Source organism: Paraburkholderia sp. BR14374, from assembly GCF_040948685.1.
GTDB classification, from domain to species: domain Bacteria; phylum Pseudomonadota; class Gammaproteobacteria; order Burkholderiales; family Burkholderiaceae; genus Paraburkholderia; species Paraburkholderia youngii.
The window spans coordinates 453,371-467,193 of sequence record NZ_JBFPKF010000002.1 but is presented as its reverse complement, the minus strand read 5'-3'; the positions used below and the strand labels follow the sequence as shown (position 1 = coordinate 467,193).

Sequence of the window (13,823 nt, the reverse complement as noted above, 5' to 3'; positions counted from 1 at the left end):
TTGGTAAAACTACAACGAAATCTTCCCCACGCAGATGTCCTTGAACATCACCCAGTCGCCCATCAGGCTGTAAAGCGGATGACGGAACGTGGCCGGCTTGTTCTTTTCGAAGAAGAAATGGCCGGCCCACGCGAAGCCATAGCCGCACACGACGGCCGCCGGCAGCCATACCCAGTTGCCGGTGGCGAGCGCCATCGCGAGAAAGCCAATTACTCCGAGCGAGCCAACGAAATGCAGCCGCCGCGACGCGATGTTGCGATGCTCGCTCAGGTAGTACGGATAAAACTCCGCGAAGCTCGCGAAGTGATCGGTATGTGCTGTATGAGCCATAACGGCCTCCGGAGGCTGAAAAAGACAGCTTCAATCATTTTCCGGCGATCGCCTGCCTAACGCAACCTGGCCATTCGGCCGATGGCGCGGCGGGCTCGGCGTGGGTATCGTCGTGATTCAGCGCCCTTCGTGCGGTGCCCGCGTGGCGAAGCTGTACAGCGCATCGAGTGTCGCGTCGGGTTGCTCGGTCATCAACGCGTGGCCCGCATCGAGCGTGACGGTGTCGACCGGCGTGCCCGCCTGCGCGAGCGCATCGGCGAGCGCTTTCGCCGCGCGCGGCGGCGTCATCGCGTCGCGGCGGCCGACGATCAGGCGCGTCGCGCAACGCACCTGCGCCGCGCGGGCGAGGCCGTCCGCATAGGTATGGCAGGCGGTGAAATCGGTGTGGAACAGATGCGGCTCGCCGCTGGCGGACACATGCTCCATCAGCCGCTGGTTCATACCGTGCAGCCAGAAGCCGGGGCCGGGGCACGAGGGCTTCGCGGCGAGCGTCGAATGCGACCACTGGTTGACCATGTCGATCGCCTCGGGCTCGCGATTGAGCGCCGCGTCGAGCAGCGCGTCGGAGACCGTCATCGGCAGCGCCGTCGCGAGCAGCGCAAGATGCGTGGCGCGCTGCGGATAGCGGCCGGCGAAGTCGAGCGCGATCAGCGAGCCCATGCTGTGACCGGCGACGAACGCACGCGTGACGCCCGCGGCATCGAGCAGCGCGGCGAGCCAGTCGGCCAGCGCGGCGATGCTGGCGAGCGCGGGGCCGACGCTGCGTCGGTGGCCCGGCAGGTCGAGCGCGAGCACGCCGAAGCCGTGATGCGCGAAATAGCGGCTTTGCAGCGCCCACACGCTGTGATCGTGCTCGGCGCCGTGGATGAACACGGCGGTTGGCAGGCCCGCGTCGAAGGGTTTGCCGCCGCTGTAGGCGTAGGCCGGTTTGCCTTGGACGGTGACGATCATGGGGACTCCGGGCGGGCGGGGGCGTTGGTGGCGGCGGGCGCCGCAGCGGCGGTTCTTTGCGCGGCCTTCAGCGCGCGCTTGAGATCGTCGATCAGGTCATCCGGATCTTCGAGCCCGATCGACAGACGGATCGTGCCTTCGGTGATACCGGCCGCGGCGAGCGCGGCGGCATCCATGCGAAAGTGCGTCGTCGATGCCGGGTGGATCACCAGCGAGCGCGCGTCGCCGACGTTCGCGAGGTGCGAGAACAGCGTCAGCGCTTCGATGAAGGCGCGCCCGGCCGCGCGGTCGCCGCGCAGGTTGAAGCTGAACACCGCTCCGGCGCCGCGCGGCAGCAGCCGCTTCGCGAGCGCGTGGTCGGGATGCGTCGGCAGCTCGGGATAGGCAACCGATTCGACCACCGCATGAGCGGCGAGAAACTCCACCACGCGGCGTGTGTTGGCGACGTGCCGCTCCATGCGCAACGGCAGCGTCTCGATGCCCTGCAGCAGTTGCCACGCGGCCTGCGGATGCAGGCACGCGCCGAAATCGCGCAAGCCTTCGCGCCGCGCGCGCAGCAGGAACGGCGCGACGGTGCTTTCTTCGGCGAACACCATGCCGTGGAAACCGTCGTATGGCTCGGTGAATTCGGGGAAAAGGCCGGAAGCCTCGAAATCGAACGTGCCGCCGTCAACCAGCACGCCGCCGATCGTCGTGCCGTGGCCGCCGAGAAACTTGGTCGCCGAGTGGTAGACGAAGTCGGCGCCGTGCTCGAACGGGCGCAGCAGGTAGGGCGTCGTGAAGGTCGAATCGACCAGCAGCGGCACGCGGTGCGCGTGCGCGATCTGCGCGAGCGCGGCGATGTCGAGCACCTCGAGGCCCGGATTGCCGAGCGTTTCGCCGAATAGCAGGCGCGTGTTGGGGCGCAGCGCGGCGCGCCACGCGTCGATGTCGCCGGGCTTCACGAAGGTGGTCTCGATTCCGAAGCGCCGCAGCGTGTAATGCAGCAGATTGTGCGAGCCGCCGTACAGCGCGCTCGACGCGACGATGTGGGAGCCGGCGCCCATCAGCGTCGCGATCGCCAGATGCAGCGCGGCCTGGCCGCTCGCGGTGCCGATCGCGCCGGCGCCGTTTTCGAGCGCGGCGACGCGCTCTTCGAACACGGCGACGGTCGGATTCGAGATGCGCGAGTAGACGTGGCCGGCGCGCTCCATGTTGAACAGCGCGGCGGCGTGGTCCGAGTCGCGGAACGAAAACGACGTGGTCTGGTAGATCGGCGTCGCGCGCGCGCCGGTGGCGGGGTCGGGGGCAGCGCCGGCGTGCAGCGCAAGCGTATCGAAACGGTTGGCGGACATCGTGTGCGGCGGGCCGCGAGGGGCCACGCGAATGATCAGGGTAGGCCGGCCATCCTATCATTGGCGCGCGCCGCTTCAAGCGCGGTTTTCCCGTGGGGTGGACCGCGGATTTGTGCGGCTCGTGCCGGGAGCGGGGCATGCTCGCTATCTGGAAGTCAGATGAATTGGAGCCCCCGAAACCCCGCCGAGCCTTGGCTGGCGGGCCGCTTTCCTTTTATGGGCCTTTCCGATAGGATCGAAACAACCATTTAATGCACTGCAAGATTGGCGGTACCAGGAGATAGATCATGCGAGTCAGCGACATTCTTAAAGTCAAGGGCAACACCCTTTTTACGGTCACGCCGGATACCACGCTGCATGACGCCGTCATTACCATGGCCGAGCACGACATCGGCTCGCTCGTCGTGATGGAGTACGGCGACCTCGTCGGCATGCTGACGTTTCGCGAAATCATTCTGACCTTGAAGGAGAACGGCGGCAGCGTCGGTACTTCGACGATCCGCAAGGTGATGGACGACCATCCGCTCACCTGCACGCCCGAAACCGACGTCAACGAAGTGCGCCGCATGATGCTCGAGCATCACGTGCGTTATCTGCCGGTCATGGAAAGCCGCACGCTGATGGGCGTCATCTCGTTTTACGACGTCGCCAAGGCGGTGGTCGAGGAGCAGGGGTTCGAGAACCGCATGCTGAAGGCCTATATCCGCGACTGGCCGGAAGAGCAGGAAGGACAGGATCAGCAGCCGGCGCGTTGATGCGCGTGGCTCGAAGGTCGCGCTCCGGCCGTCGCCGCGAGCGCGAATCCGCCGGCAGGGCGCGCGCGCAAGCGGGCGCTTTTTTTGTGTCCGGGCCGGTGCCCGGATCTGGAGCGCGCGTCGCACCGGCCCGTTTGTCCGCCGCTCCGCGCGCTTCATCGCCATTTTCCGCGCCGTTGTTCTGACTTCATGAACGATCGTCCGTTGCCTGCCGCCCGCCGCGCCGCTCGCGCGCACGAAGCGCACGAATCCCAGTTCCGCCTGCTCCGCCAGCGCCGTTTCGCGCCGTTCTTCTGGACACAGTTTCTCGGTGCGATGAACGACAACGTGTTCAAGATCGGCTTCACGTCGCTCGTCACCTATCAGGCGGCGCGCTTTTCGGGCGTCGATCCGAAAACCGCTGCGTTCCTGATCTCCGCGATTTTCATTCTGCCGTTCGTGCTGTTCTCGGCCACTTCCGGTCAGATCGCGGACAAGTACGACAAGGCCTTGCTCACGCGTCTCGTCAAGACTTTCGAGATCGCGGTGATGCTGGTCGGCGGCGCGGGCTTCTGGCTGCATAGCGCGCCGTTGCTGTATCTGTGCACGTTCCTGATGGGCGTGCATTCGACCGTATTCGGGCCGGTCAAGTACTCGTATCTGCCGCAGCATCTGTCGAAGGCCGAATTGGTCGGCGGCAACGGCATGATCGAGATGGGCACCTTCGTCGCGATCCTGGTCGGCACGATCGTCGGCGGCGCGGGCGCGGGGTTTGCCGAGCATGGCGCGGTGGTGCTCGCTGGCGCGTGTATCGCGATCGCGCTGATCGGGCGCGGCGTGTCCGGCTTCGTGCCGGCTACGCCCGCGCCGCAGCCCGGCTTGCGCATCAACTGGAACCCGGTCAGCGAAACGTGGCGCAATCTGAAGCTCGCGCACGAAAACCGCACGGTGTTTCTGAGCCTGCTCGGCATCTCGTGGCTGTGGTTCGTCGGCGCGACGTTTCTCGCGTCGTTTTTCAATTTTGCGAAGGACGTGCTGTCCGCCGATCCGGACGTCGTGACCGTGCTGCTCGCCACGTTTTCGATCGGCATCGGCATTGGCTCGCTGCTGTGCGAACGGCTGTCGAAGCGGCGGATCGAAGTCGGCCTCGTGCCGCTCGGCTCGATCGGCATGAGCGTGTTCGCGATCGATCTTTTTTTTGCGAGCCATGCGCTGCCGCCGGCGGGGCATCTGCTCAGCGTCGCGGAATTTCTCGCGCGGCTCGCGCATTGGCGCGTGCTCGCCGATCTGTTCCTGCTCGCGATGTTTGGCGGCTTCTACAGCGTGCCGCTGTATGCGCTGATTCAGAGCCGTAGTCAGCCGAGTCATCGCGCGCGCATCATCGCCGCGAACAATATCCTCAACTCGCTGTTCATGATCGTGTCGGCGTTGATGGCGATGGGCCTGACCGCCGCGGGCTTCGGCATTCCGGCAATTTTTCTCGTCACCGCGCTGCTGAACGTGGTGGTCGCGGGCTACATCTATTCGCTCGTGCCCGAGTTTCTGCTGCGCTTCGTTGCGTGGCTGCTCGTGCATACGTTTTACCGGATCCGGCTCGTGCACGCGGAGCGGATTCCGGAGCGCGGCGCGGCGGTGCTCGTGTGCAACCACGTCAGTTTCGTCGATGCAATCGTAATCATGGCCGAAAGCCCGCGGCCGATCCGCTTCGTGATGGACCATCAAATCTTCCGCTCGCCGTTCGTCGGCTGGCTGTTCCGGCACGCGAAGGCGATTCCGATCGCGCCCGCGCATCAGGATGCGACGCTGCTCTCGCGTGCGTACGATCTGTGCGCGCGGGCGCTCGCGGACGGCGAACTCGTCTGCATCTTTCCCGAAGGCAAACTGACGCGCACCGGTGAGCTGAACCCGTTTCGCCACGGCGTCGCCGAGATCGTCAGGCGCACCCCGGCGCCGGTTATTCCGATGGCGCTGCGTGGTCTGTGGGGCAGCGTGTTTTCGCGCGCGGTCGATGCCCACTGGCCGCGTCCGCTCAGGAAGGGCGTGATGAGCCGGCTGAGCCTCGCGGTCGGCGAGCCGATCGACCCGGCGCTCGCGACGCCGGAAACACTGCAGCAGATCGTGACCGAGCTGCGCGGCGCGCGCAAATAGCCTTGGGCCGGTGCGCGGATGCCGAGGTCGCTAGCTCGTCCACTATCCTCCGCATTCGGCAGCGCTGTCGCCACGCCCGTCTTCGGGGCGAGCGGGCTGGCATAATAGCGTTCTCCCCGAATTTCCTTGGACGACGCTCATGTCCGGCAACACGCTCGGTACGCTTTTCACTGTCACGACCTTCGGCGAATCGCACGGCCCCGCTATCGGCTGCGTGATCGACGGCTGCCCGCCGGGCATGGCGCTCAACGAAGCCGATATCCAGTTCGAACTCGATCGCCGCAAGCCGGGCACGTCGCGCCACGTGACGCAGCGCCAGGAAGAGGACAAGGTCGAGATCCTGTCGGGCGTGTTCGAAGGTCAAACCACCGGCGCGCCGATCGCGCTGCTGATCCGCAATACCGACCAGCGCAGCAAGGACTACGGCAACATCGCCGAGACGTTCCGCCCGGGCCACGCCGACTACACGTACTGGCAGAAGTACGGCATTCGCGATTACCGCGGCGGCGGCCGCTCGTCGGCACGGCTGACGGCGCCCACGGTCGCGGCGGGCGCGGTGGCGAAGAAGTGGCTGCGCGAGAAGTTCGGCACCGAGATTCGCGGCTATATGGCCGCGCTCGGCGAGATCGACGTGCCGTTCGTCGATTGGGCGCAGGTGCGCGAAAACCCGTTCTTCGTGCCGAATGCGCAGATCGTTCCGCAGCTCGAGGCGTATATGGACGCGCTGCGCAAGGACGGTGATTCGATCGGCGCGCGCATCAACGTGGTCGCCTCCGGTGTGCCGGTCGGCCTCGGCGAGCCGCTGTTCGACCGCCTCGACGCCGACATCGCGCACGCGATGATGGGCATCAACGCGGTGAAGGGCGTCGAGATCGGTGCGGGCTTCGCGAGCGTCGCGCAACGCGGCTCGGTGCATGGTGACGAGCTGACGCCGGAGGGCTTCGTCGGCAATCACGCGGGCGGGGTGCTCGGCGGCATTTCGACGGGACAGGACATCACGGTGTCGATCGCGATCAAACCGACGTCGAGCATTCGCACGCCGCGCCGTTCGATCGACAAGGCGGGACAGCCGGTGGTCGTCGAAACCTTCGGGCGGCACGACCCGTGCGTCGGCATTCGCGCGACGCCGATCGCCGAGTCGATGCTTGCGCTCGTGCTGATCGATCATGCGCTGCGCCATCGCGCGCAATGCGGCGATGTGGCCGTGAGCACGCCGAAGATCGCGGCGAGCGCGCCGTAACGCTGACGCGGCCCCGAGATTGGCGGCGAACGAGCCGCCATGAAAATGAATAGGGAAGGGGACGGACGAAACGCGCGAGAATGCGCGCAGACGAAGGCGCGAGCGCGCTATCGGAATTTGCCTTCGCGACGCTGCCGCTTATCGCACAGCGCCGCAAAAGCAAACAGCACAACAATTACATGTTCGGATAGTTCGGCCCGCCACCGCCTTCCGGCGTGACCCACACGATATTCTGCGTCGGGTCCTTGATATCGCAGGTCTTGCAGTGCACGCAGTTCTGCGCATTGATGACGAGCCGCTCGTTGCCTTCGTCATTCTTCACGAACTCGTACACGCCAGCCGGGCAATAACGCGACTCCGGTCCGGCGTAAGTCTGCCAGTTCACGTTGACCGGCACGGTCGGATCTTTCAGCGTCAGGTGCGCCGGCTGATTTTCCTCGTGGTTCGTGTTCGAGATGAACACCGAAGAGAGCCGGTCGAACGTCAGCTTGCCGTCCGGCTTCGGATAGGGAATCGGCTTGCACTGCGAAGCCGGCTTCAGCATCTCGTGATCGGAATGCTGGTGATGCAGCGTCCAGGGCACGTTGCCGCCGAGCAGCTTCTGCTCGACGCCGACCATCAGCGTGCCGAGGTAGAGACCCTTGCTCATCCACTGCTTAAAGTTACGCGCGCGATACAGCTCGGTGTAGAGCCACGACGTCTTGAAGGTTTCCGGATAAGCGCTCAGTTCGTCCGACTGACGGCCGGCCCGTACGGCGGCGAATGCGGCGTCGGCGGCGAGCATGCCGGTCTTGATCGCGGCGTGTGAACCCTTGATGCGCGATGCGTTCAGGAAGCCCGCGTCGTCGCCGACAAGTGCGCCGCCCGGGAACACCAGCTTCGGCAGCGACATCAGGCCGCCCGCGGTGATCGCGCGCGCACCATACGACACGCGCTTGCCGCCTTCCAGAATCGCGCGGATCGCCGGATGCGTCTTGTAGCGCTGGAATTCCTCGAACGGTGACAGATACGGATTCGAATAGCCGAGGCCGACCACGAAGCCGACCACGACCTGGTTGTTGTCCATGTGATAGAGGAACGAGCCGCCGTAGGTGTCGTTTTCGAGCGGCCAGCCGGCCGTGTGCATCACCAGACCCGGCTTGTGCTTCGCGGGATCGATCTCCCACAGCTCCTTGATACCGAGGCCGTACACCTGCGGATCGACGCCGTCGCGCAGCTTGAACTTCTCGTTCAGCTGGCGGCCGAGGTGGCCGCGCGCGCCTTCGCAGAACAGCGTGTACTTCGCGTGCAGCTCCATGCCGAGCTGGAAGTTCTCGGTCGGCTCGCCGTCCTTGCCGATGCCGAGATTGCCGGTCGCGACGCCCTTGACCGAGCCGTCGTCGTTGTACAGCACTTCAGCCGCCGGAAAGCCCGGGAAAATCTCGACGCCGAGCGCCTCGGCCTGTTGACCCAGCCAGCGCGTGACGTTCGCGAGGCTGATCACGTAGTTGCCGTGGTTCTTGAAATTGTCCGGGAGCGCCCAGTTCGGCACGCTCTTCGCGCCCGTCGCCGACAGGAACAGGAAGCGGTCTTCGGTCACCTCGACCGTCAGCGGCGCGCCTTTCTCCTTCCAGTCCGGGATCAGCTCGGTCAGCGCGCGCGGGTCCATCACCGCGCCCGACAGGATATGCGCCCCGATCTCAGAGCCTTTTTCGAGTACGCAGACGCCAAGCTCGACGCCTTGTTCGGCGGCACGCTGCTTCAGACGAATGGCAGCCGACAGGCCCGCAGGGCCGCCGCCGACGATGACGACGTCATACTCCATCGACTCGCGCGGGCCGTACTGCTCAATGAGACTTGCGGGGGTCATTGATGCTCCTCTTACCGTTAGAATGCTTTTTTCGGGTTCGTATTGTGGGCGATCGATCCCTACGCCGCAACCCAAAAGCCGAAGATTAGCACGAGCGTACTATTTCATGATACGGTATAGACCCTTATCGCGGTCGTACCAAACCCCGTCAACCGCAGTTGTCACTACAACCGAGCAAGGAAAGACAATGGGCCGTTCGATCAATCTGGAAGGCAAGGTCGCGCTGATCACTGGCGCCTCGAGCGGGTTGGGCAAGCGCTTCGCGCAGGTGCTCTCGCAGGCGGGCGCGAAGGTCGTGCTGGCGAGCCGACGGACCGAGCGGCTCAAGGAGCTGCGCGCGGAAATCGAGGCGTCCGGCGGCGCCGCGCACGTGGTGTCGCTCGACGTGACCGACTACCAGAGCATCAAGTCGGCGGTCGCGCACGCGGAGACCGAAGCCGGCACCATCGATATCCTCGTCAATAACTCGGGCGTGTCGACTACGCAGAAGCTGTCCGAGGTCACGCCGGCGGACTTCGAATACGTGTTCGACACCAATACGCGCGGCGCTTTTTTCGTCGCGCAGGAGGTCGCCAAGCGCATGATCATGCGTGGCAACAACGCGCAGAAGCCGTCGTACCGGATCATCAACATCGCGTCGATGGCGGGCTTGCGCGTGCTGCCGCAAATCGGCCTGTATTCGATGAGCAAGGCCGCGGTCGTCCACATGACGAAGGCGATGGCGCTCGAGTGGGGCAAGCATGGCATCAATGTGAACGCGATCTGCCCCGGCTATATCGACACCGAGATCAACCACCACCACTGGTCGACCGATCAGGGGCAAAAACTGATTGCGATGCTGCCGCGCCATCGGGTCGGCAAACCGGAGGATCTCGACGGGCTGCTCCTGCTGCTCGCGGCGGACGAATCGCAGTTCATCAACGGCTCGGTGATCGCCGCCGACGACGGTTTCGGGCTCGCGTGAGCGCGCAGTCAAACGTTTCAACAGTCAGGCAGCAAAGGAAGAACGGAAGTAAAGCATGAGCGATTTTCACGCAGTTTTCGAAATGACGATGCCGATCCGCTGGGGCGACATGGACGCCTTCGGTCACGTCAACAACACGGTTTATTTTCGCTACATGGAGCAGGTGCGGATTTCCTGGTTCGAACATATGGACTTCCTCGGCGAGCGCCCGGACGGGCAGGGGCCGGTGATCGTCAATGCGTCGATGGAGTTTCTGAAGCAGCTGCACTATCCGGGTGACGTGATCGGCCGGATGTCGGTGGCCACGCCGGGGCGCAGCAGCTTCGATACGGCTTTCGAGCTTTTGCGTGCCGATGAGCCGGATACGCTCTATGCGCGGGGCGCCGCGCGATGCGTGTGGATCGACTACGCGGCAGGCAAGTCGATGCCAGTGCCCGACGTGCTGCGCGCGGCCATCGAGAGCGCGGCTCTCGTCAAGGCTGCCTGACGGCGCTGCCCTGAGCGCGGTCGCGCGCCTCATACTCTCTTTCTCCGTCAATCCCCGAGCAGCCGTTGCAAGAGCTCGGTCGCATTGCCCGTATCGTATTTACGCATGAGCCGCGCACGGTAGACGTCGACCGTGCGCGGGCTGATGTCGAGCACGCGGCCGATCTGCTTGCTGGTCTTGCCGGTCACCAGTTGCGCGGCGATTTCGCGCTCGCGCGGCGTCAGTTCCACCGCGACCCGGCGGGTCGCGCTCAGATCCTCGAAGGTCCAGACACCCGCCGCGTGCGGGTCGGTGCGCTGCTGCGCGCGGCCCGTCACGTGACACCAGAACAGCTCGCCGTTCGCGCGTTTCATGATGCGGTCGTCCGCGTAGCTGCCTTGCGCGGTCATGATCGGCGGAATGCGTGCGCCGATCCGCTCGAACTCATCCGCCGATGGGTACAACACCTGGAATGACTGACCGATCAGCGCGTCGCGCGCGTAGCCGAAAATCGATGCGAGTTCGTCGTTGCAGTCTTCGATGGTCCGCTCGCGCGACAGCACGAGTCCGATCGGCGCGAGGTGAAACGCAGTGCGGTAATCCAGGGAGGGCATGGGCGGGGCGGCAAGTACTTATGTATTTTTGCGTATTGTGCCGTATGGCGGGCCCAGCGTACTCTTTCGGGCAGATGACAACGCGGCGCATGCCGCGGATGACTACTAGAATGACGTAGCGGTATCGTGAGGCGACGTGAAGTTCGCCAGTTGCGATATCAGCCGCAATGATCCGGCGGCCTGCGTACAGGTTTCGGGTTTCCATAGAGGAAGGGACATACAGATGAACAAGGTCTATCCAGGCGCCGCCGAGGCGCTGAAGGACATCGTCAAGGACGGGCAGACGTTCGCCGTCGGCGGCTTCGGCTTGTGCGGCATTCCCGAGGCGCTGATCGCGGCGCTGCGCGATTCGAAGGTGCGGGGCATCACCTGCATCAGCAACAACGCGGGCGTCGACGGTTTCGGCCTCGGCCTGCTGCTCGAGACGCGTCAGATCAGGAAGATGATCTCGTCGTACGTCGGTGAGAACAAGGAGTTCGAGCGCCAGTACCTGGCCGGCGAACTCGAGCTCGAATTCACGCCGCAAGGCACGCTCGCCGAGAAGCTGCGCGCGGGCGGCGCGGGCATCCCGGCGTTTTTCACGAACACCGGTTTCGGCACGCAGATCGCCGAGGGCAAGGAAACCCGCCAGTTCGGCGAGAACCACTACGTGCTCGAACATTCGCTGACCGCGGATATCGGGCTCGTCAAGGCATGGAAGGCCGACAAGGCCGGCAACCTGATCTATCGCCGCACCGCGCGCAATTTCAATCCGATGTGCGCGATGGCGGGCCGCATCACCGTCGCGGAGGTCGAAGAGATCGTCGAAGTGGGCGAGCTCGATCCGGACGCGATCCACACGCCTGGCATCTTCGTGCAGCGCATCGTACTGAACGCGCATCCGGAAAAACGCATCGAACAACGCGTCGTCCGCGCGAAAGGAGACTGATCATGGCATGGACTCGTGACGAAATGGCCGCGCGCGCGGCGAAGGAACTGCAGGACGGCTTTTATGTGAACCTCGGCATCGGCTTGCCGACGCTGGTCGCGAACCACGTGCCGGCGGGCGTCGAAGTATGGCTGCAGTCGGAAAACGGTCTGCTCGGCATCGGCCCCTCGCCGACCGAAGACGAAGTCGACGCCGATCTGATCAACGCCGGCAAGCAGACGGTGACGACGCTGCCCGGTTCGTCGATTTTCTCTTCGGCGGATTCCTTCGCGATGATTCGCGGCGGCCACATCAACCTGGCGATTCTCGGCGCGATGCAGATCAGCAAGAAGGGCGATCTCGCGAACTGGATGATCCCGGGCAAGATGATCAAGGGCATGGGCGGCGCGATGGACCTGGTCGCGGGCGTCAAACGCGTGGTCGTGCTGATGGAGCACGTCGCCAAGGGCGATCAGCACAAGATCCTCGAAGAATGCACGCTGCCGCTGACGGGCGTGGGTGTGGTCGATGAGATCATCACCGATCTCGGCGTGATCGAAGTGACCGAAAACGGCTTGAAAGTGACCGAACTTGCGCCGGGCGTGAGCGTCGACGAAATCAAGGCGAAGACCGGCGCGCCGCTCGATGTGAGCGCGGTGAGCTGACGCGGCTTGAGACGCCGCTGCGCGCGTCGATGCGAGCGCGGCGGCAACGATGGTTTCCGGACGGGCGAGACGCGAGTCTCGCCCGTTCTATTTTTGGCGCGCGGCGCCGGATGCGCCGGACGGTTTGCACGATCTTCCTAAGCCTTCTGGCCGATGCTTGCCGCGCGACGAAGCGGTTTACAATCGTTCGCAGCCCAATCCGCAGCGTCTTTGCAAGGACACCAGATGACCGCAACGACTTATGCTTCCACCACCGGGCGGCCCGCGCCGCGTCAACGTTACGTGCAGTGCGCGAGCGCGGCCGGCCTGCATCGCGTCGCCTATACCGAGTGGGGCGATCCGGACAATCCGCGCGTGCTGCTGTGCGTGCACGGACTGACACGATCGGGGCGCGACTTCGACCGACTCGCTGCCAACTTCGCGGACATCTATCGCGTGGTGTGCCCGGACGTGGTTGGCCGGGGCTTGTCGTCGTGGCTCGCGAACCCCAACTTATATGCGGTACCGCAGTACGTCGCCGACATGGTCACGCTGATCGCGCGGCTCGACGTCGACACCGTCGACTGGTTCGGCACCTCGATGGGCGGCCTGATCGGCATGGGGCTCGCCGGCCTGCCGGACACGCCGATCCGCAAGCTGCTGCTGAACGATGTCGGGCCGCATCTGGAGCCGGTCGCGGTCAAGCGCATCGGCGATTATCTGGGCAAGCCCGCACGCTTCGATACGCTGCAGCAGGGTGTCGACTACGCGGCGCAACTCGCGCAGGGCTTCGGCCCGCTGACGCCTGACGAATGGCGCGAAATCAATACGCCGTTGCTGCGCGAAGAGGAGGGTGCGTGGGTGCTGCGCTATGACCCGCGCATCGCCCAGCCGTTCGCGGCGGTCAACGAGGAAGCGGCGAAGCTCGGCGAAGCGGCGCTGTGGCATTCGCTCGCGTCGTTCCAGGGGCCGGTGCTCGTGGTGCGCGGCGAGCAGTCGGATTTGCTGTCGCGTGAAACGGTCGCGAAGATGGTGGCGGCCGGGCGTGCCGTATCGAGCGTGGAGATCGCGGGCGTCGGTCATGCGCCGGCGTTTCTCGCGGCGGACCAGATCGCGCTCGCGAGGGAGTTCTTCATCGGTTCGGCCGCGAACGGGTCATAATATTGAGTTCCGTATGAAGGTCTATTAGCAGTGTCGTGCGGCATGTAGTTCGATCAACCCCTCAGCTCAGGACATTTCATGGCAGTCATTCGTTATCACGTCGGCAAGCGTCTCTCGGAAATGGCCGTGCACAACGGCACCGTGTACCTCGCGGGTCAGATCGCCGAGGACGACGATCAGGACATCACCGGCCAGACGCGCGAAGTGCTCGGCCACATCGACCGTCTGCTCGCTGAAGCGAACAGCGACAAGTCGCTGCTGCTGTCGGTGCAGATCTATATCTCGGACATGGCGCATTTCGCCGGCATGAACGCCGTGTGGGACGAGTGGGTCGCGCAGGGTGACACGCCGCCGCGCGCGACCGTCGAGGCAAAGCTCGCGAATCCGAAGTGCCTCGTCGAAATCGTCGTGATCGCGGCGCAGCGCAGCTGATTTGCGGTTGAGAGGCCGCACCGTTGTTGATTTTCCGTTGAATCGTCTG

The 13,823-nt window shown here is 64.7% G+C and carries 14 protein-coding genes; 9 read left to right on the top strand and 5 right to left on the bottom strand.

Translation table 11 applies throughout. The annotated features are described in order from the left end of the window. Positions 1-9 precede the first annotated feature (9 nt). The 3 genes from AB3X86_RS06035 to AB3X86_RS06025 form a co-directional block, all read right to left on the bottom strand. On the bottom strand, positions 10-330 hold the full coding sequence (locus tag AB3X86_RS06035) for an Mpo1-like protein (RefSeq protein WP_368595263.1): 321 nt from the start codon (positions 328-330) through the stop codon (positions 10-12). 117 nt (positions 331-447) lie between these two features. Further along, a complete protein-coding gene (locus tag AB3X86_RS06030) occupies positions 448-1,281 on the bottom strand; it encodes an alpha/beta fold hydrolase (protein ID WP_368595262.1) in 834 nt (277 codons plus the stop codon). After that, the gene (locus AB3X86_RS06025) at positions 1,278-2,615 is read right to left on the bottom strand and encodes an O-acetylhomoserine aminocarboxypropyltransferase (RefSeq protein ID WP_368595261.1); all 1,338 of its coding nucleotides are present in this window, start codon (positions 2,613-2,615) and stop codon (positions 1,278-1,280) included. The genes AB3X86_RS06030 and AB3X86_RS06025 overlap by 4 nt, the downstream gene beginning before the upstream one ends. Positions 2,616-2,902: 287 nt before the next feature. Between AB3X86_RS06025 and AB3X86_RS06020 the strand changes: the two genes are divergently transcribed. The 3 genes from AB3X86_RS06020 (at position 2,903) to aroC (ending at position 6,737) form a co-directional block, all read left to right on the top strand. Further along, positions 2,903-3,370: a CBS domain-containing protein gene (locus tag AB3X86_RS06020; protein ID WP_026228653.1), complete on the top strand. Its 468-nt coding sequence runs from the start codon at positions 2,903-2,905 to the stop codon at positions 3,368-3,370. A gap of 189 nt (positions 3,371-3,559) precedes the next feature. Further along, positions 3,560-5,497, top strand: coding sequence for an MFS transporter (locus AB3X86_RS06015; RefSeq protein WP_368595260.1), 1,938 nt, complete (start codon positions 3,560-3,562; stop codon positions 5,495-5,497). Positions 5,498-5,636: 139 nt separating this feature from the next. Then, positions 5,637-6,737 carry a chorismate synthase gene (gene aroC, locus AB3X86_RS06010; protein ID WP_176124022.1) on the top strand — a complete coding sequence of 367 codons (1,101 nt, stop codon included), beginning with the start codon at positions 5,637-5,639 and terminating at the stop codon, positions 6,735-6,737. Positions 6,738-6,912: 175 nt separating this feature from the next. Here the strand turns inward: aroC and AB3X86_RS06005 are convergent, their stop codons facing one another. Further along, positions 6,913-8,586: an electron transfer flavoprotein-ubiquinone oxidoreductase gene (locus AB3X86_RS06005; RefSeq protein WP_368595259.1), complete on the bottom strand. Its 1,674-nt coding sequence runs from the start codon at positions 8,584-8,586 to the stop codon at positions 6,913-6,915. A gap of 187 nt (positions 8,587-8,773) precedes the next feature. Here AB3X86_RS06005 and AB3X86_RS06000 point away from each other — a divergent pair, with 187 nt between their 5' ends. Further along, positions 8,774-9,550 carry an SDR family oxidoreductase gene (locus tag AB3X86_RS06000; protein WP_013089927.1) on the top strand — a complete coding sequence of 259 codons (777 nt, stop codon included), beginning with the start codon at positions 8,774-8,776 and terminating at the stop codon, positions 9,548-9,550. Positions 9,551-9,605: 55 nt separating this feature from the next. After that, positions 9,606-10,037: a thioesterase family protein gene (locus AB3X86_RS05995; RefSeq protein WP_176124024.1), complete on the top strand. Its 432-nt coding sequence runs from the start codon at positions 9,606-9,608 to the stop codon at positions 10,035-10,037. Between the two features lie 47 nt (positions 10,038-10,084). Here AB3X86_RS05995 and AB3X86_RS05990 read toward each other — a convergent pair whose 3' ends face one another. After that, positions 10,085-10,630 (bottom strand): LuxR C-terminal-related transcriptional regulator, encoded by a 546-nt coding sequence (locus AB3X86_RS05990; protein ID WP_176108078.1) that lies wholly within the window; start codon positions 10,628-10,630, stop codon positions 10,085-10,087. 223 nt (positions 10,631-10,853) lie between these two features. Between AB3X86_RS05990 and AB3X86_RS05985 the strand changes: the two genes are divergently transcribed. From AB3X86_RS05985 to AB3X86_RS05970, 4 genes are all read left to right on the top strand, one after another. Beyond that, positions 10,854-11,558 carry a CoA transferase subunit A gene (locus tag AB3X86_RS05985; protein ID WP_176108079.1) on the top strand — a complete coding sequence of 235 codons (705 nt, stop codon included), beginning with the start codon at positions 10,854-10,856 and terminating at the stop codon, positions 11,556-11,558. Between the two features lie 2 nt (positions 11,559-11,560). After that, entirely contained in the window at positions 11,561-12,202 is a 642-nt protein-coding gene (locus AB3X86_RS05980; RefSeq protein ID WP_013089923.1) for a CoA transferase subunit B, read from the top strand. 225 nt (positions 12,203-12,427) lie between these two features. Next, a complete protein-coding gene (locus tag AB3X86_RS05975; RefSeq protein WP_368595258.1) occupies positions 12,428-13,342 on the top strand; it encodes an alpha/beta fold hydrolase in 915 nt (304 codons plus the stop codon). Between the two features lie 78 nt (positions 13,343-13,420). Further along, positions 13,421-13,774: a RidA family protein gene (locus AB3X86_RS05970; RefSeq protein ID WP_018435253.1), complete on the top strand. Its 354-nt coding sequence runs from the start codon at positions 13,421-13,423 to the stop codon at positions 13,772-13,774. The last annotated feature ends 49 nt before the right edge of the window (positions 13,775-13,823 follow it).